Annotated in this window: 24 protein-coding genes; 16 read left to right on the top strand and 8 right to left on the bottom strand. The window is 34.8% G+C overall.

The window, feature by feature from the left end; genetic code table 11:
• Positions 1-49: 49 nt before the first annotated feature.
• Positions 50-739, bottom strand: a complete 690-nt coding sequence (locus tag ACS8MM_RS06320) for an ABC transporter ATP-binding protein (RefSeq protein WP_379714253.1) — start codon at positions 737-739, stop codon at positions 50-52.
• Positions 740-891: 152 nt separating this feature from the next.
• Between ACS8MM_RS06320 and ACS8MM_RS06315 the strand changes: the two genes are divergently transcribed.
• Positions 892-1,560, top strand: a complete 669-nt coding sequence (locus tag ACS8MM_RS06315) for a DUF6565 domain-containing protein (protein ID WP_379714250.1) — start codon at positions 892-894, stop codon at positions 1,558-1,560.
• A 45-nt stretch (positions 1,561-1,605) separates the two neighbouring features.
• Here ACS8MM_RS06315 and ACS8MM_RS06310 read toward each other — a convergent pair whose 3' ends face one another.
• The 5 genes from ACS8MM_RS06310 to ACS8MM_RS06290 form a co-directional block, all read right to left on the bottom strand.
• Positions 1,606-2,379 (bottom strand): O-methyltransferase, encoded by a 774-nt coding sequence (locus tag ACS8MM_RS06310; RefSeq protein WP_379714247.1) that lies wholly within the window; start codon positions 2,377-2,379, stop codon positions 1,606-1,608.
• Between the two features lie 2 nt (positions 2,380-2,381).
• Positions 2,382-2,771 (bottom strand): hypothetical protein, encoded by a 390-nt coding sequence (locus ACS8MM_RS06305; protein WP_379714244.1) that lies wholly within the window; start codon positions 2,769-2,771, stop codon positions 2,382-2,384.
• Between the two features lie 4 nt (positions 2,772-2,775).
• Positions 2,776-3,540: a hypothetical protein gene (locus ACS8MM_RS06300; RefSeq protein ID WP_379714242.1), complete on the bottom strand. Its 765-nt coding sequence runs from the start codon at positions 3,538-3,540 to the stop codon at positions 2,776-2,778.
• 51 nt (positions 3,541-3,591) lie between these two features.
• Positions 3,592-5,451, bottom strand: a complete 1,860-nt coding sequence (locus ACS8MM_RS06295) for an ABC-F family ATP-binding cassette domain-containing protein (protein ID WP_379714239.1) — start codon at positions 5,449-5,451, stop codon at positions 3,592-3,594.
• A gap of 86 nt (positions 5,452-5,537) precedes the next feature.
• Positions 5,538-7,388 (bottom strand): CocE/NonD family hydrolase, encoded by a 1,851-nt coding sequence (locus ACS8MM_RS06290; protein ID WP_379714237.1) that lies wholly within the window; start codon positions 7,386-7,388, stop codon positions 5,538-5,540.
• Between the two features lie 99 nt (positions 7,389-7,487).
• On the opposite strand from ACS8MM_RS06290, the gene ACS8MM_RS06285 reads away from it, so the two are divergent.
• From ACS8MM_RS06285 to ACS8MM_RS06235, 11 genes are all read left to right on the top strand, one after another.
• The gene (locus ACS8MM_RS06285) at positions 7,488-8,648 is read left to right on the top strand and encodes a glycosyltransferase family 2 protein (RefSeq protein WP_379714234.1); all 1,161 of its coding nucleotides are present in this window, start codon (positions 7,488-7,490) and stop codon (positions 8,646-8,648) included.
• A gap of 83 nt (positions 8,649-8,731) precedes the next feature.
• Positions 8,732-10,033 carry a dihydrolipoamide acetyltransferase family protein gene (locus ACS8MM_RS06280; protein ID WP_379714231.1) on the top strand — a complete coding sequence of 434 codons (1,302 nt, stop codon included), beginning with the start codon at positions 8,732-8,734 and terminating at the stop codon, positions 10,031-10,033.
• Positions 10,034-10,370: 337 nt separating this feature from the next.
• Positions 10,371-11,144: an exonuclease domain-containing protein gene (locus ACS8MM_RS06275; protein ID WP_379714228.1), complete on the top strand. Its 774-nt coding sequence runs from the start codon at positions 10,371-10,373 to the stop codon at positions 11,142-11,144.
• Positions 11,145-11,242: 98 nt separating this feature from the next.
• On the top strand, positions 11,243-11,854 hold the full coding sequence (locus ACS8MM_RS06270; RefSeq protein ID WP_379714225.1) for a fumarylacetoacetate hydrolase family protein: 612 nt from the start codon (positions 11,243-11,245) through the stop codon (positions 11,852-11,854).
• The gene (locus ACS8MM_RS06265) at positions 11,854-12,198 is read left to right on the top strand and encodes an Hpt domain-containing protein (RefSeq protein ID WP_379714223.1); all 345 of its coding nucleotides are present in this window, start codon (positions 11,854-11,856) and stop codon (positions 12,196-12,198) included. The genes ACS8MM_RS06270 and ACS8MM_RS06265 overlap by 1 nt, the downstream gene beginning before the upstream one ends.
• A gap of 47 nt (positions 12,199-12,245) precedes the next feature.
• Complete coding sequence (locus ACS8MM_RS06260; protein ID WP_379714220.1) at positions 12,246-13,496, top strand: CinA family nicotinamide mononucleotide deamidase-related protein; 1,251 nt, start codon at positions 12,246-12,248, stop codon at positions 13,494-13,496.
• 74 nt (positions 13,497-13,570) lie between these two features.
• Entirely contained in the window at positions 13,571-13,807 is a 237-nt protein-coding gene (gene rpmB, locus ACS8MM_RS06255; RefSeq protein WP_073309425.1) for a 50S ribosomal protein L28, read from the top strand.
• A 26-nt stretch (positions 13,808-13,833) separates the two neighbouring features.
• The gene (gene rpmG / locus ACS8MM_RS06250; RefSeq protein ID WP_011963553.1) at positions 13,834-14,016 is read left to right on the top strand and encodes a 50S ribosomal protein L33; all 183 of its coding nucleotides are present in this window, start codon (positions 13,834-13,836) and stop codon (positions 14,014-14,016) included.
• Positions 14,017-14,094: 78 nt separating this feature from the next.
• Positions 14,095-14,247: a DUF4295 domain-containing protein gene (locus tag ACS8MM_RS06245; RefSeq protein WP_014166478.1), complete on the top strand. Its 153-nt coding sequence runs from the start codon at positions 14,095-14,097 to the stop codon at positions 14,245-14,247.
• A 188-nt stretch (positions 14,248-14,435) separates the two neighbouring features.
• Positions 14,436-15,389 (top strand): signal recognition particle-docking protein FtsY, encoded by a 954-nt coding sequence (gene ftsY, locus ACS8MM_RS06240; protein ID WP_379714213.1) that lies wholly within the window; start codon positions 14,436-14,438, stop codon positions 15,387-15,389.
• Between the two features lies 1 nt (position 15,390).
• Positions 15,391-15,552 (top strand): hypothetical protein, encoded by a 162-nt coding sequence (locus ACS8MM_RS06235; RefSeq protein ID WP_379714210.1) that lies wholly within the window; start codon positions 15,391-15,393, stop codon positions 15,550-15,552.
• 47 nt (positions 15,553-15,599) lie between these two features.
• Here ACS8MM_RS06235 and ACS8MM_RS06230 read toward each other — a convergent pair whose 3' ends face one another.
• The gene (locus ACS8MM_RS06230; protein WP_379714208.1) at positions 15,600-16,385 is read right to left on the bottom strand and encodes an anti-sigma factor; all 786 of its coding nucleotides are present in this window, start codon (positions 16,383-16,385) and stop codon (positions 15,600-15,602) included.
• Positions 16,386-16,916 (bottom strand): RNA polymerase sigma factor, encoded by a 531-nt coding sequence (locus ACS8MM_RS06225; protein WP_379715008.1) that lies wholly within the window; start codon positions 16,914-16,916, stop codon positions 16,386-16,388. It abuts the gene before it with no gap.
• A 153-nt stretch (positions 16,917-17,069) separates the two neighbouring features.
• Here ACS8MM_RS06225 and ACS8MM_RS06220 point away from each other — a divergent pair, with 153 nt between their 5' ends.
• From ACS8MM_RS06220 to ACS8MM_RS06205, 4 genes are all read left to right on the top strand, one after another.
• Positions 17,070-17,717 (top strand): DUF4331 family protein, encoded by a 648-nt coding sequence (locus tag ACS8MM_RS06220; protein WP_379714206.1) that lies wholly within the window; start codon positions 17,070-17,072, stop codon positions 17,715-17,717.
• Positions 17,718-17,743: 26 nt separating this feature from the next.
• The gene (locus tag ACS8MM_RS06215; protein ID WP_379714204.1) at positions 17,744-18,277 is read left to right on the top strand and encodes a DUF4331 family protein; all 534 of its coding nucleotides are present in this window, start codon (positions 17,744-17,746) and stop codon (positions 18,275-18,277) included.
• Between the two features lie 69 nt (positions 18,278-18,346).
• Complete coding sequence (locus ACS8MM_RS06210) at positions 18,347-19,639, top strand: tetratricopeptide repeat protein (RefSeq protein ID WP_379714202.1); 1,293 nt, start codon at positions 18,347-18,349, stop codon at positions 19,637-19,639.
• A complete protein-coding gene (locus tag ACS8MM_RS06205; protein WP_379714200.1) occupies positions 19,639-21,840 on the top strand; it encodes a TonB-dependent receptor in 2,202 nt (733 codons plus the stop codon). Before ACS8MM_RS06210 ends, ACS8MM_RS06205 begins: the two co-directional genes overlap by 1 nt.
• Positions 21,841-21,894 lie beyond the last annotated feature (54 nt).

Raw genomic sequence — 21,894 nt, 5'->3', positions numbered from 1 at the left:
GAGTACTATGCAAACATTAAAGATAAAAGCCTACAACTCGTTTTTGAAATTATTTGTTCTTTGAATCAGTTTCTATTAAACCATCTCGAAGTCGAATGATTCGGTGTGCATGAGAAGCAATGTCTTCCTCGTGCGTAACTAAAATTACTGTATTACCATTGGCATGTATTTCTCCGAATAATCGCATGATTTCTTCCGAAGTTTTACTATCCAAATTTCCAGTAGGTTCATCCGCTAAAATAATCGATGGATGATTGACTAAAGCTCTTGCAACTGCTACACGCTGACGTTGTCCTCCAGAGAGTTGGTTCGGTTGGTGATCCATACGGTCATTGAGACCAACTTGGCTCAAAACCTCCGTAGCCCTTACTTTTCTCTCGGCTTTAGAATAGCCGGCATAAATCATTGGTAAAGCAACATTGTCTAATGCAGTAGTCCTAGGTAATAAGTTGAAGGTTTGAAAAACAAATCCAATTTCTTTGTTACGGATTTCTGCCAAATCATCATCAATCATTTTACTTACATCTTTACCATTAAGTATATAGGTTCCAGATGTTGGGGTGTCCAAACATCCTAAAAGATTCATTAAAGTTGATTTTCCTGATCCCGAAGGTCCCATTAATGCTACATATTCACCTTTATTAATTTCAAGATTGATTCCTTTAAGAACATTGATGGTTTCGCTTCCCAACTGAAAGTCTCTTTTGATATTGGTGATTTTGATTAATGGATTAGCCATTTCCTGAAATTTTTATGATTCTAAAATTAGTATGAAAATAACCAATATTGTTACAGCAAAATAAAGAATTGTGTAACAATTCATGACAATCATGTAAAATGGTTGCAGCATTGAAGTACTATTTTTATCATTTAACTTTAAAATCGTATATCATGAAAAATAGAAATTTGTTTTTAGGTTTGGCGATGATAATTGTTTTCGGTTTTTCGTCGTGTAATGATGAAAAGGAATTAAGGGCCAAAAAAGTTGTAGAATCGTATATTACTTATGTAGATTCAGTTGAAAAGGTATCTGTTGAAGATCCTGAAGCGAATTGGGTTGAAATTGAAGCAGAATATCTCGTAAAAGTCTCCGATGTCGAAATTGTTTTAGATGAGCTAGAAGATAAGAGTCAGTTTGAAGCTAAAATTATTCGAGCTAAAGCGAAATACGAGAGTATGAAAGATCGGATGGAAATAAAAGAAGAATTGGCAATGACATCAGTAAGTCCAAAGCAAAAAATGCGAAACGCTCTTTTCGGTAAGGGAAAAATTGGGGATGATATGAAGTTCAATTGGGTGAATAAAGATAATATTCTTAATGTGTACGAGCAGTTTGTTCGAACAGTAGAAAGCAATAAGGATAGTTATTCACGTGAAGATTGGGATGAAATCAAGATGATGTATGAGGCATTGGATAGTCGTAAAAATACCGTAGAAAAGGAAGGTCTTTCGAGTGAAGATAATCGTAAAATTGCAGCTTTAAAATTAAAGTTTGCTCCAATGTACAGATTGAATAGAATACTCGCAAAATCTGCTGAAATGGAAAAAGCCAAAGAATAAAATCAAGCTTTGATAAAAAAAGACAGTTACAAATAACTGTCTTTTTTATGTTCGAATTACGAAATGCTCTTTTTCCTGTTCATAACGAAAAAATACCAATCCCCATTGAAAGGTGTCAATCGTTACTTTTACTTTGGGATGTTGCTGAATTATTTTCCAAGCATCTTCCATATCGAGCGACCAATGAATGTCGTCGAAAATCCAAACGGTTTCATTGGTAATTGTGGGTAATAAAAGTTCGAAATACTCCAGTGTAGCTTGTTTGGAATGATTGCCATCGAAATAAATACATTGGAATTGGGAATTGGGAATTGGAGAATTTCTTAAAAAAGAAGAAAATTCGGTTACTTCCGATTTGATATTGTTAAGTCCGTATTGTTCGAATTGTTTCTTGGCAACTTCCGATGTTTCTGGGCAGCCCTCGAGAGTTGTAACATTTGATTTTTTATTTCCTAACGATAGGGCAGCAGTGGCTAATCCTAATGAGGTTCCAATTTCAAGAATGGATTCCGGTTGGAAATAATTGATGATTCTAAATAATAATTGTGCTCTTTTGCGAGAAATACCAGCAGTTTTTGCAATTTTGGATATCTGGCGGGTATTCGATTTGAAAACACGTGAACCTGCACCGAAATCGGTTACTTCAATCGTTTTTTTGTTTTGAAGTAACGAATTTCGATAGTTTTTCAACGTTGAGTAGTCTGGATAACTTGTTCTGTCATAAAAACATCGGGTAACTAAATCGAATACAAAAGGAGAGTGTACTCCGTGTTGGTTTTTGGAGTTCCAAAGAAATTTGAAATACGATTTTAAAATCATTTTTAATCCTCTAATCTATAATCCTCAAACTCATAGGTATTTGTTAAACTTTTAAAATGCACAACCAGATTTTCTTTAATGGAATATTGATAAGATTCAATAGATTCGTTTCCTTCTTGTTGTTCGTAAAAAACATCACCTTTTGTCCACCATTTTCCTTTTTCTGTAAAAGTTTCGATTTCACATCCTTGCTTAGCTGTAAACATAATCACATATTTACCATTGCTAAATCTTTGAACTATCCAATGTTTTTCAATACCTTCTAATTGTTTCTCTTTTTCAAAACCTTTCCAAATCCCTACTAATTTTTTGTCATTTTCAGTTTTTAGGATAAATGATGAAGTAATAAATGCAAATAGTGATATTAAAAATAAGCTTCTTATTGTTTTCATAATTCTAGTTAATAATGTCAATTGTTTTAATGTTGTCAGAAGTAAATAAGAATAAAAAATGTTCTGTCATTTTAATCTTTTCTAATTCTTTTTCCTTTTGATATAAGTATTTGTTTTGTTTTTTTCTCTTTTTCTCTTCGTCAGAAATTCCACCAAGCATTTTGTTTAATTCTTCTTCAGATTCTTTTGAAGCATTTAACAATTCTTCGAATTTAGTTTTATACTCATCTGTTTCTTTAAATTTTTGGAAATGTTTTATTTTCAGCTCAATAAATTCTTTGTCAGTAAGTTTTTTTTCTTTTTGATATACGCCGTTTTTTATTTCAAATAATTTATAGTTTTCATAAATAGAACTATAGCTCATGTGGACATATTCTTTCATTTCGCCTAATGGACAGATTAAGACTCCGTTATAAAAATTGCATTCAAAGTTGTTTTTATTGCCAAAAATTTTTTCATAAATCGATACTAATTTTTCTTTTGTGTTCCCGTTTTGATCTTCAAAATATTCAGGTTGATATAAACCCTCTACAATCAGTTTATTGTTTTCAAACTTAAAATATGCAATGTAACTTCTCCATAAACTTGAGTTAAATTTCATCAGTTCCTTGGGGAAAGGTTTACTTTCAAAATAACTTTCTAACGGATTGCAATGTAATTTTAAAGTATCATTTTCAATTATTAAATAATCAGGTCTTTGAGCTGTCGCAAAAGATTGATTAACATTGAAAAAAAGGATGGACAAGATAAAAATTCTTATTAAAAACATGATTTTTAAATAATAACGTTAGCACTTTTTGAAATATTGTTTATAGTTCACTTATCCCTCCATTTTTGCAGATAATTCAAACCAACGTTCTTCTTTATCTTCCATCTTTTTGATGATGTTTTGCAATTCGTTGGCTTTCTTTTCGATATCGCTATCGGCTACTTTTCCTTCAGAAAATAATTGTTCAATTTCTTTTTTCTTGAATTCTAAATCTTTGATTTCTCTTTCTATTTTTTGAAACTCTTTCTGCTCGTTAAAAGACAAACCCGAAGTGGTAGCATTGTTTTGTTTCCAATTGACTTTTTCTTTCGCTTCTTCTTTTACCGGTTCGATACTGTCTTCATAAGCTCTGAAATCGGAATAGTTTCCTGGGAAATTTTCAACTTCACCATTGCCTCTGAATACAAATAAATTGTCTACAATTTTATCCATGAAATAACGGTCGTGAGAAACCACCAATAAACATCCTGGATAATCCAATAAGAAACTTTCCAATACATTTAATGTTACAATGTCCAAATCGTTGGTAGGCTCATCCAGAATTAAAAAGTTTGGATTCTGAATTAGAACAGTACATAAATACAAGCGTTTTAACTCACCACCACTTAGTTTTTCAACATAATCGTATTGTTTTTTGGAATCGAAAAGGAAACGTTCCAATAATTGAGATGCTGAGATAATTCTTCCTTTGGCTAACGGAATATATTCACCATATTCTTTAATGATGTCAATTACACGTTGGCCTGGTTTTGGATTGATACCGCTTTGGGTATAGTATCCTATTTTGATGGTATCTCCTTTGATAACTTTTCCGCCATCTAGAGGAATTGTTCCTGTAAGTAAATTTAAGAATGTGGATTTTCCGGTTCCGTTTTTACCTATGATTCCTACGCGTTCACCACGTTGGAAATCGAAGCTGAAATCGTGTAAAATAATTTTGTCGCCAAATTTTTTCGAAATTTTATGAAGTTCGATGATTTTGGTTCCCATGCGCTCCATGTTAATCTCTAATTCGACTACATTTTCTTTACGACGGCTTTGCGCTTTTTCTTTGATGATGTAAAAGTCATCCTGACGCGATTTGGATTTGGTAGTTCGAGCTTTTGGCTGACGACGCATCCATTCCAATTCTTTTACAAATAGGTTTTTAGCTTTGTCAATACTCGCATTTTCTGAAGCAATCCGTTCTTCCTTTTTTTCTAAATAATAGGAGTAATTGCCTTTGTATTGGTATAGTTTACCATTTTCTAATTCGATGATTTCATTACATACACGTTCCAAAAAGAAACGGTCGTGTGTCACCATAAATAAGGTAATGTTTTCTTTTGCGAAGTAACTTTCCAACCATTCAATCATTTCTAAATCCAAATGGTTGGTTGGCTCGTCCAAAATCAATAAATCAGGACGATTGATCAAGATAATTGCTAAGGATAAACGCTTCTTTTGACCTCCCGAAAGGTTTTTGACTTTCAATTTGAAATCTTCCAATTTCAGTTTGAATAAAATCTGTTTGAATTGCGTTTCAAAATCCCAGGCATTGTGGCGGTCCATGTCATCAAACGCTTTTTGGTACGCTTCTTCATCTTCCGGATTTTCCAATGCTTTTTCATAGCGTTCAATAACCTTCAACGTCTCATTGTCCGATGCGAAAATGCTTTCTTCAATGGTTAATTCGTCTTGTAAATTATGATCTTGAGAAAGAAAAGCCATTTTGATATCCTTGCGGACTACAACTTGTCCGGTATCAGGCTCGTCTTCACCATTAAGGATTTTCATGATGCAGGTTTTTCCAGAACCGTTTTTGGCAATAAAGGCGATTTTTTGGTCCTTGTTGATTCCAAATGAAATGTTTTCAAACAAGGTGCGTTCACCAAATGACTTCGATATATTTTCGACGGATAAGTAATTCACAGTGGTTATTTTTTTGCAAAAGTAATCTTTTGTATTGAGTTAATCGAAAGGAAATAAAAAAGCTGCCTAAAAAGACAGCTTTGGAGTTATTTAATCACATCAACTTCGATATGACTATCGTTAAATACTTTAATGAAGGTTTTGGTGTAATCTTCTTTTTCAGCTAAGTAAGGGTTTTCCAAGAATTTTTGTGGATTAATAGCCATTAATGGATACCAAGTACTTTGGATTTGAATCTGAATTTTATGTCCTTTTTTAAATGTGTGTAGCACATCTTGCAGTCTGAAAGTAACCTCAGTTATTTGATTGGGAGTTAGTGCTTCTGGTTTTTCAAAACTGTTTCTGAATCGGGCTGGCATAATTTCACTTCTCACCATTTGATGATAATTGGCATATAAAACATTGGGTTTGTCTGTATTTTGTGGTTCATCTAACGGATACACGTCAATTAACTTAACAATAAAATCTGCATCTGTTCCCGTTGTTGAAATACTTAGTTTTGCCATGATTTCTCCACCAAGTGTAATGTCTTCGGTTAAATAATCGGTAGTAAATGTGATAACATCCGGTCGGCTAGTCGCAAAACGTTGGTCTTCGCTCATGTAATTTCTTGGAGTAAATCCGTTGTATTCTGCATAATTGATACTACTTGGTACCGGTTTGTTAGGATCACTAAAATAGTCACTACTGTTTCTCGTTTCCGGTTTTGAATTGGTTAGATTTCCATTGTGCCCTAAATAAAATTGAAGCTTCACAGCATTTTTTGGAGGCCAACTTGAAAATTCATTCCATTGTTTTTTTCCGGTGTCAAACATATACGCTTCGGGTAATGCAACGGCTTCTTTGGAATTTCCTTTCAGATAATGGTAGAAGAATTTCCGTTCAATGTTTTTTTGAAAAAATGTTGAAATACTATCTCCGAAATAAATGTCATTGTGGAAGTGTTTTCCTTTTTCAACAGCCCAAGCTCCATGAGAAAATGGACCCATGACAATAGTGTTTTTGGCTTTGGGATTGTTTTTTTCAATGGTTTTGTAAATGTTCAATGGGCCGGATAAATCTTCTGCATCAAACCAACCGCCAACCGTTAAAACAGCATGGTTGATGTTTTTTAAATGCGGTAAAAGACTTCTGCTTTTCCAAAATGAATCATAGTTGGGATGATTGATATTTTCTTGCATAAAGAAATTGTCCTTGTAGTATTTGTCAGCAGCTTCTTTTAAAGTGCCTAAATTGTTATACAATACGGAACCGTCTTTAGATGGGGATTTAAACATTTGATTTTGATACCAATGCTTTTCAGTAGCTTCATTTTTTTGAACACCAAAAACAGGGAATGTTCTGAAATAGCCCATTACAAAAGCACCATTATGATGAAAATCATCAAAAAAGAAATCGGAAACAGGTGCTTGTGGAGAAGAAGCAACTAAAGCTGGATGATTTGCTAATGTGCCTACGGCAGAATAAAATCCCGGGTAAGAAATTCCGTATTGTCCTACTTTTCCATTGTTGTTGGCGATGTTTTTAATCAGCCAATCCACCGTGTCATACGTGTCAGTGCTTTCATCTACATCTTTTTTTGTTTTATGATCCACTTGGGGAGTCATGTTGGTAAAAGTTCCTTCGCTCATGTATCTACCTCGAACATCTTGAAAGACAAAGATGTATTTGTCTTGTTCTAAAAACTTGTTGAGAGCTAGCACTTCGCTATATTTTTTCTCACCGTAAGGTTCGACGCTGTAGCATGTACGTTCCATTAAAAATGGATATTTATTCGTTTTTGAAATGTCCTTAGGTATATAAATGCTGGTAAATAATTTTATACCGTCACGCATCGGGATATAGACTTCTTTTTTATCGTATTCTTTTTCAATCTGGTTTTGGGAAAAACTACTCAATGTGAATAAAAGCAGTAAAAATTGGGCGATGAATTTCATGGTTGTGTTTTTTTTGCCGAATTTATCAATAATATGTAGAAATAAGATTTAATCTAGTGTTAATTTCTGAAATTTCTTATTAATGTATATTTTCGCAGTATGCAATTATCAGTTGTTATCCTTAATTATAACGTTCGCTTTTTTCTACAACAATGCGTTTTAAGTGTTCAAAAAGCACTTGCAACTATTGATGGAGAAATTATCGTGGTGGATAATGCTTCTAATGATGGTAGTTGTGCCATGATGAAAGCGTGTTTTCCTAAGGTGAAGCTCATAGAAAATACGTCTAATTTGGGTTTCCCAAAAGGCAATAATATAGGTGTTGCTGCTGCTAATGGGAAATATATTTGTATTTTGAATCCGGATACTGTTGTGGCAGAAGATACTTTTGTGCGACTATTGGAATTTGTCGATTCAAAACCTGATTTGGGAATTGTGGGTTGTAAACTTATAGATGGTACTGGTAATTTTCTGCCGGAATCAAAAAGAGGAGTTCCTACGCCATGGGTGGCTTTGACTAAAATCTTTAGTCTGTATAAAATCTTTCCGAATAGTAAAATCTTCAATCAGTATTACGCGCAGCATTTATCCGAAAATCAATCGGGAGAAATTGATATACTTGTTGGTGCTTTTATGGTGTTGAAAAAAGAGTTGTATCTTGAAGTGGGAGGTTTTGATGAAAACTGTTTTATGTATTCGGATGATATTGATTTAAGTTATTCGGTAAAAAAAAGAGGAAAACAAAACTATTATTTTCACGAAATTTCTGCTATTCATTATAAAGGAGAGAGTACGGTTCGCGATACTACTTATGTGAAACGTTTCAGAGAAGCAATGCAGTTTTTTTATAATAAACATTTTGGCGGTTCCATTGTTTTTGATATTCTAATGCAGTTAGGCTCTTTTTTCTTTGCATTGATAAAGAAAAATCAAGCCGAACAAATTGTGTTGGATATTGACGAATATCTGCTGTTTTCAACTGATGAAGAGCTGAGAAATAAAATAGAAATACAATTGCAAAAAAAGGTGATTCGTAATGCTAATATTGATGAAAATGCGTTATTTTCGCATCGAAATTCACCCAATAAGCAAATAGAAATTCTATTGGACAATCATAGTTTTTCATTTAAAGAAATCATTGCTTTTATGGAGAAAAACAAAAATAGAGGCTTCACTTTCAAAATCATCCCGGAAAACACCTCCTATTGTATAGGAAGTAATAGTAGTAATGATCGAGGTGAAATCATTCAAATCAAGTAAAAAATACATTTTGTAAAATTATAAATCAAAATAATTAGTAATTTTGCAAACCAAATTAGAAAACACAACTTTAGTTTAAGAATATGGCAAAGTTCGAATTGAAACTGCCCAAAATGGGAGAAAGTGTTGCGGAAGCAACAGTAACCAACTGGTTAAAAAAGGTTGGAGATAAAATTGAAATGGATGAAGCGGTACTTGAAATCGCTACAGATAAAGTGGATAGTGAAGTTCCTTCAGAAGTTGCAGGTACATTAGTTGAAATTCTTTTCAATACCGATGATGTAGTGCAGGTTGGACAAACAATTGCTATTATTGAAACAGAAGGTGGTGCTGTTGTTGAAGCCCCAAAAGCGGAAGCAGTAGCAGCTCCAGTTGCAGAAATCGCTAAAACTGTTGAAGCAGCTAAAGAAGCAGTTGCTCCTGCTGATTTTTCGGGATCAGATAAATTTTTCTCTCCATTGGTGAAAAATATTGCTAAAGAGGAAGGTGTGTCTTTGGCTGAATTAGAGTCAATTCAAGGTTCAGGTAAAGATGGCCGTGTAAATAAAGAAGATTTATTAAACTATATCAAAAATAGAGGTAATAAACCAGCGGAAGCTCCAGTCGCAGTTGCACAAAAAACTGCATCGGCTCCCGTACAACCATCAGCTCAGGCCGTTCCGGTTTCTGTAAATGGTGGCGATGAAATCGTGGAAATGGATAGAATGCGTAAGTTGATATCTAAATACATGGTGGAATCGGTACAAACCTCTGCTCACGTTCAGTCTTTTATTGAAGTAGATGTAACAAACATCGTAAAATGGAGAGATAAAGTGAAAAATGCTTTCGAAAAGAGAGAGGGCGAGAAGTTGACCTTTACGCCAATCTTTATGGAAGCGGTTGCAAAAGCATTGAGAGATTTCCCTGGAATGAATATTTCGGTAGAAGGAGAATATATCGTTAAAAAGAGAAATATTAACTTAGGTATGGCTGCGGCTTTACCGAATGGTAACTTAATCGTGCCGGTAATCAAAAATGCAGATCAATTGAATTTAGTTGGTATGGCAAAAGCGGTTAACGATTTAGGAAACCGTGCAAAAGCTGGAAAATTAAAACCAGACGATACGCAAGGTGGTACCTATACAGTAACTAATGTGGGAACTTTTGGATCGGTTTTTGGAACGCCAATTATCAATCAACCACAAGTAGGTATTTTAGCATTAGGAGCAATCCGAAAAGTGCCGGCGGTAATTGAAACTCCGGAAGGAGATTTTATAGGAATCCGTCAAAAAATGTTCTTATCACACTCTTATGATCACAGAGTAGTTGATGGTGCGTTGGGAGGAAGCTTTGTGAAACGCGTTGCAGATTACTTAGAAGCTTGGGATATCAACAGAGATATCTAAAGTAAAGCAATTATATTCTACCCGACTGAAAAAAAAACAGTCGGGTTTATTTTTTTCGTTTTGCTATGGCTACATAAACAAATAGCAATAAAGGTATGGAAATGGCAAAATAAATTCCAAATACCTTCAAAAGCAATAGTGTTATTAGCAGAAGAAAAACGAATATCAAAATATGGATTATAGATTTTTTTACTTGCTTCTCTATCACACCGTCCAATATATAGGTTAGTATTGGGATAAGAGTAAGTGGTATAAATAGTAGAATTAGCATGTTGAATTTATCTTTAGTCAAAAATAGAAAAATTTACTACTTATATTTGTCTATCAAATAAAACAAATGGAACTAAAATTAAACAGACCTATTTGCTTTTTCGACTTGGAAACCACAGGAATTGATGTGGCTCGTGACCGAATTGTTGAAATTGCAATTGTAAAAATTTATCCTAACGGGAATAAAGAAAGTAAAACATGGCTGGTAAATCCAACCATTCCAATTCCACCTCATGCTACTGCGGTTCATGGGATTTCTAATGAAAAAGTAGCCAACGAACCTACTTTTAAAGAATTGGCTTCGCAAATACATAACATGATTAAAGATTCTGATTTGGCGGGTTTCAATTCGGATCGATTCGATATCCCTTTATTGGCGGAAGAATTGTTGCGTGCCGAAGTCGATTTTGATATGAAAAACAGGGTTTCTGTAGATGTTCAGACCATTTTCCATAAAATGGAAGAAAGAACATTGAGTGCAGCTTACAAGTTTTACTGTGGACAAAGTTTGGAAAATGCACATAGTGCTGCTGCAGACACAGAAGCAACATATGAAATTTTAAAAGCACAATTGGATCGTTATCCGGAATTGGAAAATGATATGAAAATGCTATCGGAATTCACAACCCGTAAAAAATCAGTTGATTTTGCCGGTTTTATTGCCGTGAATGAAAACGGACAGGAAGTTTTTACTTTTGGAAAGCATAAAGGAGCTTTGGTAGATGATGTCTTGGAGAAAGAGCCAGGATATTTCGGATGGATTCAAAATGCGGACTTTCCTTTGTATACCAAAAAAGTATTGACCGGAATTAAACTTAGAAAATTAAATACTAAACAATAGTTTTTTTGTTTAAAGAGCATCTCTCTAGTTGTTTGGGGAAATAGAAAGAATTAGAGAGGGTTAGATATAGAAGGAACAAGCGACTAATAAGAATTGAAATGAAAATAATCTGTATAGGTCGCAATTATGCGGACCATATTTCGGAATTAAACAATGAGCGCCCAAGTGATCCGGTTGTCTTTATGAAACCGGACACAGCAATATTGCCGAAACAATTTCCATTTGTGATCCCTGAATTTAGTAATGATGTGCATCATGAAGTGGAAGTTTTGGTGAAAATAAACAAGGTAGGGAAGTATATCGATGCCAAATTTGCACACAAATACTATGATGAAATTGGATTAGGAATCGATTTTACTGCACGTGATCTCCAAAGTCAGTTGAAAGAAAAAGGACTCCCATGGGAAAAAGCGAAAGCTTTTGACGGTTCAGCGGTAATAGGTGACTTTTTATCGAAAAAAAAATTTAGTTCATTAGAAAATCTTAACTTTGAGTTAAGAAATAACGCACAAGTTGTTCAGCAAGGCAACACAAATTTGATGCTGTGGAAAATAGATGAGTTGGTCGCTTATGTTTCACAGTTTTTTACTTTAAAAACAGGTGATGTTATTTTTACTGGAACTCCTGCAGGAGTTGCAAAAGTAAATCCGGAAGATGTTCTGGAAGGTTTTTTAGAAGGTGAACAATTATTTAAGATTCAAGTAAAATAATGGCGATACATTATAATTTAGCAAAAGTTTACGCAATTTCAGATGATGATAAAGACTTTGTCTTGCAAATTGTTAATTTGTTCGTGGATGAAGTTCCAAACGACATTAAGGAAATGAAAGCGGGTATAAAAGATAAAGATTATGCCCGAGCGTATAGTTTTGCACATAAAACTAAGCCTACATTGGACTTGCTTGGTATGGATGCAGCTAAAGAAGAAATTCTGCAAATCGAGCAATGGACCAAAGACAAAGGAAAGAAAAAAGAAATCAAGGAAGTTTACAAAAGTCTCAAAAACAGAGTTGATCAGGCTTTGGAAGAAGTAAAGAATGATTTTAATATTTAAGCTTTAGGGCTTAAAGTCTTACTACATCCCTCAATTTTAATTCAAAAATGAAAGCAGCCATTGTTACTATCGGTGATGAAATTTTAATTGGTCAAATCGTCGATACCAATTCGGGTTTTATCGCGAAAGCCTTTGATAAAATCGGTATTGGAGTTTGGGAAATGCTATCCATTTCGGATGATAAACAACATATACTAAATACACTATCAAAACTTCAGAATACGGTTGATGTTGTTGTTCTTACAGGTGGGCTTGGTCCTACAAAAGATGATATTACAAAAAAGACATTAAGCGAGTATTTTGACGATGTGTTGGTCGTGGATGAAGGTGTGTTGGAGCATGTGACTCAATTAATAGAGCAGTATTTCAATAGGCCTATTACACAACTCAATAAAGATCAGGCTTTGGTGCCTTCTAAGGCGGAAGTACTTTTCAATAAAGTAGGAACCGCTCCTGGTATGTGGATGGAAAAAAACAATACGGTTTTTATTTCTTTACCGGGTGTGCCTTTTGAGATGAAATATCTGATAGAAAATGAGGTGATTCCTCGTTTGATTACAAAATACCAAAGGCCATATATTATTCATAAAACATTGTTGACCTATGGTTTGGGTGAAAGTCTGCTTGCGGAAAGAATTGAAAAATGGGAAGATAGCTTGCCTGAATTCATTAAGTTGGCGTATTTGCCAAGTCCGGGGCGCGTAAGATTGCGATTGTCGGCACGTGGAGTTGATGAAGAAGTTTTACAGCGAGCCTTAACAGAACAAATCGATAGATTGAAACCGCAAATTGAAGACTGTTTGGTAGGTTTTGAAGAAGAGGATACGATTGAGGTGGTTTTGGGAAGATTACTCACGAATAAAGGGTTTTCTATTGCTACAGCTGAAAGTTGTACAGGCGGAAAAATTGCGACTACATTAACTTCGATTGCTGGATCATCCAGTTATTTTAAAGGTAGTGTGGTAAGTTATGCTAATGAAGTAAAAGAACATTTGCTTCAAATTCCTTCTGGATTCATAGAAAAGAATTCTGTTGTTAGTGCAGCAGTGGCTGAATTAATGGCTAGAAACGTTCAACAATTGTTACAAACTGATTTTGCAATTGCGACTACAGGAAATGCAGGTCCGTCAAGAGGAGATGTTAATGCAGATTTGGGAACGGTTTTTGTCGGAATTGCAACGCCGAAAGGAGTCTTCTCTGAAGAATTTAACTTTGGACAACCTCGTGAAAAAGTGATTGATAGAGCCGTTAATAAAGGCTTGGAGATGATTTATAAAGAAATTTTAAAAAACTACTAAAAATTATTTGTTACTAACATTTCTTTTTTGTTACTTTGCACCCTGATTTTGAATAACGATAAAAGATAAGCATAATGTCAAGAGTTTGTGACCTTACAGGAAAAAGAGCGATGGTAGGAAATAACGTTTCTCACGCTATGAACAAGACTAAGAGAAAATTCTCTGTTAACTTGGTTAAAAAACGTTTTTACCTTCCTGAAGAAGACAGATGGATTACTCTAAGAGTAGCTGCTTCTACAATTAAGACGATTAACAAGAACGGAATTTCTGCAGTTTTGAAAAAAGCACAAGCAGACGGATTTATTAAATAATCTGTTCCTAATAAATTTATAGCAAAATGGCAAAGAAAGGTAATAGAATCCAAGTAATTTTAGAATGTACTGAGCATAAAGCTTCTGGCGTAGCTGGAACATCTCGTTACATCACGACTAAGAACAAAAAGAACACTCCAGATAGATTGGAAATTAAAAAATTCAATCCTGTTTTGAAAAGAGTGACTGTACACAAAGAAATTAAATAATTAGAGATTTTGAAATAAATCTCAAATGGAAACATTAGAGATTTTCAATTTGTAAAATTTCATAAAACAATATAAGTCATGGCAAAGAAAACCGTTGCAACCTTACAAACAGCTTCAAAAAGATTATCGAAAGCTATTAAAATGGTAAAATCGCCAAAAACTGGTGCTTATACTTTCGTTGAGGCTATCATGTCTCCAGAGGAAGTAGATGAATTTCTAAAAAAGAAATAATTTTATCTATTCAATATAACAAAGCTACTTTCATTGGGAAGTAGCTTTTTTATTTTATATTTGTGCGTGATTTGAAGCTTGATTTTTCAGGAATGCATGAAACTGTTAAGGTTTTGAATCATTAAGAAACATATAACTAACTCCGTGTTCCGTTTACCTACGGTCCGGATCATAATTTATAATTTAGAATGAGTTTTTTCAAAAGATTATTTTCTTCCGAAAAAAAAGAAACATTAGACAAAGGTCTTGAAAAGTCAAGTACTTCATTCTTGTCGAAATTGACGAAAGCCGTAGCCGGTAAATCCAAAGTAGACGATGAAGTTTTGGACAGCCTTGAAGAAGTCTTGGTAACTTCCGATGTAGGTGTGAATACCACATTAAAAATTATCGAACGCATTGAAGAACGTGTTTCTCGTGATAAATATTTAGGAACTGAAGAGTTGAACCAAATATTACGCGAAGAAATCGCTGGTCTACTTTCTGAAACCAATTCTGGTGAAGAAACCGAATTTACAATTCCTTCAGATAAAAAACCATACGTGATTATGGTGGTGGGTGTGAATGGTGTTGGAAAAACGACTACCATAGGTAAATTGGCCAACCAATTCAAAAGTGCGGGGTATAAAGTGGTTTTAGGAGCTGCTGATACTTTTCGCGCCGCAGCTATAGATCAGTTGCAAATTTGGGCAGATAGAGTAGGTGTTCCAATCGTGAAACAGCAAATGGGTAGTGATCCAGCTTCGGTTGCTTTTGATACTTTGCAAAGTGCTGTTTCTCAAAATGCCGATGTTGTAATTATTGATACTGCTGGACGTTTGCATAATAAAGTCGGATTGATGAACGAACTAACGAAAGTGAAACGTGTAATGCAGAAAGTGGTTGGTGATGCTCCACACGATGTAATGTTGGTTTTGGATGGTTCAACAGGGCAAAATGCTTTCGAACAAGCCAAAGAATTTACTGCAGCCACTGATGTTACCTGTTTAGCAGTTACAAAATTAGATGGTACTGCTAAAGGTGGTGTAGTTATCGGTATATCAGATCAGTTTCAGATTCCGGTAAAATATATTGGAGTAGGTGAAGGTATTAATGATCTTCAAGTGTTTAATAAATACGAATTCGTAGATTCATTTTTTAAATAATATGCAAGATTTTAAAGCCTTTCATTTGTTTTTGTTCGCCACTTCTTCATTGTTGTTGGCGCAAACCGTAAAAAACATATATGTATCCATTGGTTTTTATATGGTAGCATTGGTGCTATACATTTTAGCCTGGGTAAAATTCAATAAAGAGAAAAGACAATAAAAAAAAATCCAGCATTTGCTGGATTTTTTTATTTATTATACTTGTGTTTATACCGCACCTAGCGTATACAACTGTTCCATTGTAGGTGTTTTGCTTCCTCCTTTTGGTTCCAAAGTAATTCCAAAAGCTTCTGCATCGGAAGTGCCATCAACCTTGAAGAATCGAGCGCTGTTTTTTGTAAAATCAGATAGTAATCCTATACTTGTAGGTGTTAATGCTGGTTTTAGTTTTAACGACCATATCTGATACTCTTTTCCTTCTGGAGGTTCCGGTAATCCCGTAGCATCAATATAAACAGTTTTTGACTGCTTATTCCAGTATACTTTCGCAAATGAAGAAGGTGAAACAGCCTGACCTGCAAGTGAAACCACTGTGTTTTTAGAATCCCTGATAATAGTTAAGGCTTCTTTGGTCTTTTGGTTTTCATTTTCAGTAGTAACTACTGCTTCATTCAGCTGTTTGTTGGTGTTTTCCAATATTACAACCTCATTCTTAATTTCAGATTGTTGATTGTATTGGTATCCGACAAATACCAATAAAACGGCAGCCGCAGCCCAACCAATGTAATTCGGGATTCCCTTTGGTTTTAATGGGATTACGTTACTATGCTTTATTTCTAGTTCCGCTTTTATTTTTTCAAAATGCTGAACGGAAAGGAATGGCGAAAAACTAGTTGACAAAGAAAGAATAGATTTTTCTATTGCCTCTATTTCGTTTTTGATCTCTTCGTTTTTTTGGGACAATTCATGAATTTCCTTATTCTGGTTTTCATCCAAAAGCCCATAAACATAAAGTTCTAAAATTCCTGATTCGATATATTCTTTACTATCCATTTATACTTTTAAAAAGATTCTTAAATCATTTATGCAATTTCTGTTTTGCGTTTTGACAGTACCTAGTGGTATCTCCAATGCTTCTGAAGCTTCCTGCTGCGTATATCCTTTGAAAAACAATAGATCAATTAAGGCAATGCATTTGGGTTTTAGCTTTTTGATGAATTCTTGAATACCGATGGCGTCAATCTTGAAAATAGCTTTATTGCTCTCGTCAAATAGATGTACGAAATTATCAGTAGAAAGGTTTTTTTTGGAATTGTTAAAGTTTTTGGAACGCAATTTATCGATGGCCGTATTTCTGGCAATATTAATCATCCAAGTATAAAACCGCCCTTTCGATTCATCGTAAGAGTCCATGTTTTTCCATATTTTGATGAAAACTTCCTGAAGTACATCTTCGGCTTCTTCTCTATCATTAATCAAATTAGTAATAACTGCAAAGAGACTCTTCGCATACATATCATATAAGGTACTGTATGCTTTATCATCTTTTTTTTGCAGCAACGTGACGATTTCTTCTTGAATCATAGTTAAGATTTGTATTACAAACATAATTATTCTTTTTCACAAACCGCATGGAATGAAGGAATTAATTTTTTTTTCAAAAAAAATGGCTGTTTTTAAAAACCAACTCTAATGTTATTGCGTAAGTGACCTTATAATCATTTAAAAACAGTAAAAATGAAAAAGACAAAATTATTCATAGGCTTATCTGTATTTGCAGTTACTGGCCTTATGTTAATCGCAGCTGACCATGCGGATGCACCGGCAGTGACAGGTAATGCTTCTGATATTACCGATGTGTATGCTTTTCAAGGGCAAGACAACAACAACATGGTGTTTGTGGTTAATACCCAAGGATTGTTAAGTCCTGGTGCTACAGCCAGTGCAAATTTCAACGAGAATGTATTGACAGAAATTAACATTGACAACAACAATGACAATGTAGAAGATTTGGTAATTCAGGCTATCCGACGTGGGAATAAGATGTACTTTTTCGGTCCAACTGCTCCGGGAGTTACAGGAACATCTAGTACAATTAAAACCAATAACGAAGCTGGAAATGTTGAGATATCTCAATACGGACAATCACCAATTATTAAAACAACTAACGGAATGAAGTTTTTCGCTGGTCCAAGAGATGATCCTTTCTTCTTTGACTTGAATCAGTACAAAGCCATTCTAGGTGGAACCGCTTCAGGTTTTAATAATCCTGGAACCGATACTTTCGCTGGAACTAACGTGCTTTCTATTGTGGTTGAAGTGCCTAAAACTAGTTTAGGAGCCTCTTCTTCAATCAATATATGGGCAGAAACCAAACAAAAATAATCTGTAAATTTTTAAAACAAAGAATTATGAAAACAAGTAAATATATTTTAGGTTTCTCTGTAGTATTCATGAGTTTATTCGTGAGTTGTGATTCAGATGATGATAACGGACCTGATTTCTCAGGAACCTATGTTCAAAAAGATCAAATGGCCCGACCGGCAATTAATACCGTATTCATCGCTTCTGGTGCTCCGAAAGATGGTTTTAACGGAACAATTCCTTCTATGATGGGTGCTAGCTATCAAGCTACTTTTCAATCGCGATTATTGGCATTGAATTCTGGATATACAACGAATGCCTTAGGACAAACTGCTGCTCAATTTACTGGGCTTCTTGCGACTGATGTTTTAGGCGTAAGTAAAACAGGGACTACAACTTTCTTTGACGGGACTAATGTATTAACAGGAAGAGCACTTGCCGATGATGTAATCGATGTTGAGTTATTGTTAATCTTTGGTGGACCTTCAGGAACTTCGAATCCTGGATTGACTTCAGATAACGTGGGTTCTAATGACAAAAGTTTTTCAACTTCATTTCCTTACTTGGCTTCGGCTTGGTAATCAGTATAAAAAGAGCGCATTAAAAATTATGCGCTCTTTTTAAAATAATTAACAACTAAAACTAAAACTATGAAACTACCTATAAGCATTGGATCCCTTGCACTACTTTTTTTCTTATCAGGTTGTGAGAAAAATTCGGATAGTGTAACGAATAGAGACGATTACAATCATTTTTTATTAAGTGAAGTAAATAAAGTCAAGGAGTTCTCATTTAATGAAATTAATTTTTGGCAAGCAAAATTTGATGCTGCGCCCAATCAAATCAGTTATCTGAGTAAGATTGCCGCCAATTATGCTGTACTTTTTGAAGAAACTGGAGATATCAATTATTTGTACAAAGCAGAAGATTTGTTGTTAGAATCGAATGAAGCATTTAAGTATTCTGAAGTAGGAACAATTCGTTCACTCGCTAGAAATTATATTACGCAACATCGTTTTAAAGAAGCTTTGCAATTGGCCGAAAAGGCATTGAAAATTGGCGAAGGAATGCGTGAAACTCAAAAATTATTGTTTGATGTTCATATGGAATTAGGGAATTATGATGAGGCAAAAAAATGTTTGACATTCATCTGCAATCAAAATGATTTCGATTGCTTGATTCGAATGGCGAAATGGAACGATCATCAAGGTGATTTGGATACGGCCATTACTTTAATGGAAAAAGCCACCGAAAAAGCAAAAATGAATGGAGATGACGGGTTATTACTTTGGTCATACTCGAACCTAGGCGATATGTATGGTCATGCCGGAAGAATCCAAGAAGGATACGATTCGTATTTAAAAGCATTAAAAATCAATCCCAATCATTCTTTTTCTCTAAAAGGATTGGCTTGGATTGCTTTCTCTCATGAAAAAAATACGAAAGAGGCATTGCGAATCATTACTCATATTTCTAAAAAACACAACTCTCCTGATTTTTATTTATTAAAAGCGGAAATAGCGGAATACGAAAAGGACGATCTATTGAAAGAATCTAGCATGAAAGTGTATTTTAAAATGTTGGAACAAAATAATTATGGCGTGATGTATAATAAATACAACGCTTTACTATATGCCGATAACAAAGATTCGGCTCAAAAGGCGCTTTTGATAGCCGAGGAGGAAATAAAAAACCGTCCTACACCGGATTCGTACGATCTTTTGGCTTGGGCTTATTATAATTTAGGAGATACAAAAAAAGCTTTTGAAATTGTTCAAAAACATGTAGCAGATAAATCGTTCGAACCAGAATTGAATTATCACGTAGCTACAATATACAAAGCAAATAATCTTAAAAATAAGATTCAACCTATAAAAGAAGATTTGAAAGCAAGTATTTTTGAATTAGGCCCAAATATGGCTGATAAAATTGAAGATTTATAATGAAAAGAATAGGACTCCTTCTGTTTTTGTTCAGTTCTGTTTTAAGTTATAGCCAAATTCAAAAAGGTTTTGTTCTTGATTCACTGAATAACCCGATTGAAAATGCCTACGTGTTTAATGAGGATTCACAATCTCATGCGCATACAGATGCATTTGGTCGTTTTTCGATTGATAAAACCAAAACCAATGATCAGTTAATGATTACTGCTTTCGGTTTTAAAAAGAAACGAGTACAAGTGGTTGATTATAACTTAACGATAGTTTTGGAATCGGATGCTTTTAAATTGGATGAAGTGGTCATTACTTCAAATCTTTCGGCAATGAATGTAATTTCCAAAATAGATTTAGCCACAGCACCGGTAAAATCATCCCAGGAAATTTTGCGAAAAGTCCCGGGATTGTTTATCGGTCAGCATGCCGGCGGAGGAAAGGCGGAACAGATTTTTTTACGCGGATTTGATATTGATCACGGAACTGATGTTGCAATCAACGTTGATGGTATGCCTGTAAATATGGTTTCGCACGCACACGGTCAGGGTTATGCCGATTTACATTTTGTAATTCCGGAAACCATTGATAAAATCGATTTTGGAAAAGGAGGTTATTATGCAGACAAAGGCGACTTTGCTACTGCGGGTTATGTTAGTTTTAAAACTAAAGATTTTGTTGAACAAAGTAGTATAAGCGCCGAAATTGGTCAGTTCAATACCATTCGAACTGTAGGGGTTTTTGATTTGTTGGGTAAACAATCAAAGGAGAAGGCCTACATTGCAACCGAGTACTTGCTTACTGACGGACCGTTTGATTCGCCTCAAAATTTTAAACGAATGAATTTTTTTGGAAAATACACGAAACAATTACCAGATAATAGTAAGGTTTCTGTATTAGCCTCAAGATTTAGTAGTAAATGGGATGCTTCAGGACAAATTCCAATGCGATTAGTAAATAGCGGTGCCATTGGTCGTTTTGGTGCTGTTGATGATACCGAAGGAGGTGAAACGTCTCGAACGAATATCAATGTGGCCTATTCAAAGCCTATTAATGACAGTACTTTTTTTAAAACGAATGCTTTTTATTCGAATTATCAATTTGAATTGTATTCCAATTTTACCTTCTTTTTGGAAGACCCGGTAAATGGGGATCAAATTCGACAAAAGGAAAATAGATCCCTTTATGGTTGGAATTCTCAACTGAGTAAAAAATGGAATTCAAGTCTGGTTCAGTTAGGAGCCGGCTTTAGAGCGGATGCGACATCCGATTCGGAATTATCGCATACGCTGAACCGAAAAACGACTTTGGAATCCATCCAATTAGGCGATATCGATCAAACCAATATGTATGCCTATTTGAATACGGAATTTGATTTTGGTAAACTGAAAGTGAATCCGGGACTGCGCTTGGATTATTTTAAATTCAATTACTATGATCAACTGGCAACGACCTATGAAAATCAATCGGAAAGTAAAATGAAGTTGTCACCCAAGCTGAATTTGATTTATGCACAGAATAATACTTTACAGCTTTTCGTAAAAACCGGTTTTGGTTTCCATTCTAATGATACCCGTGTTGTGGTGTCGCAAGCTGGTAAAAAGGTATTGCCTACCTCTTTCGGAGCCGATTTGGGATTTATTTATAAGCCTTTACCAAAATTAGTTGTCAACGCAGCTCTATGGATGCTCAATTTAGAGCAAGAGTTTGTGTATGTTGGAGATGCGGGGATTGTAGAGCCCAGCGGAAGAACGAGTAGAAGAGGAATGGATTTCGGTTTACGTTATCAATTCAACGAATATCTGTTTTTTGATGCCGACGCCAATTATACGTACGGAAGAAGCATTGATGAACCCCAAGGACAAGATTATATACCTTTGGCACCCGATTTTACAACTACGGCCGGAATTAGCTTGAAAAAGTATAAGAACTGGTCAGGCGGATTGCAATACCGTTATTTAAAATCCCGACCGGCCAATGAAGACAATTCAATCGTTGCCAAAGGTTATATGGTTACTGATGCCACTATTAATTATGAATGGAAAGCAATGACATTTGGTGTGTCGGTTGAAAATCTGTTCAATACCGAATGGAATGAAACGCAGTTCGCTACCGAATCTCAATTGCAAAACGAAAGTGAAAGTGTTGAAGAAATCCATTTTACACCTGGAACTCCATTTTTTATTAAAGGAAAAATAACATACAGTTTTTGACATAGTTTTAGTTTGTTTAGAGGAAAGCCCGTTGCGAGATTTTGTTGCTGCGGG

The sequence above is a fragment of the Flavobacterium sp. MAHUQ-57 genome (assembly GCF_051908335.1).
Taxonomy (GTDB): Bacteria; Bacteroidota; Bacteroidia; order Flavobacteriales; family Flavobacteriaceae; genus Flavobacterium.
Note: the sequence above shows the minus strand (reverse complement) of the source record. Positions and strands in the feature narration are given on the sequence as shown.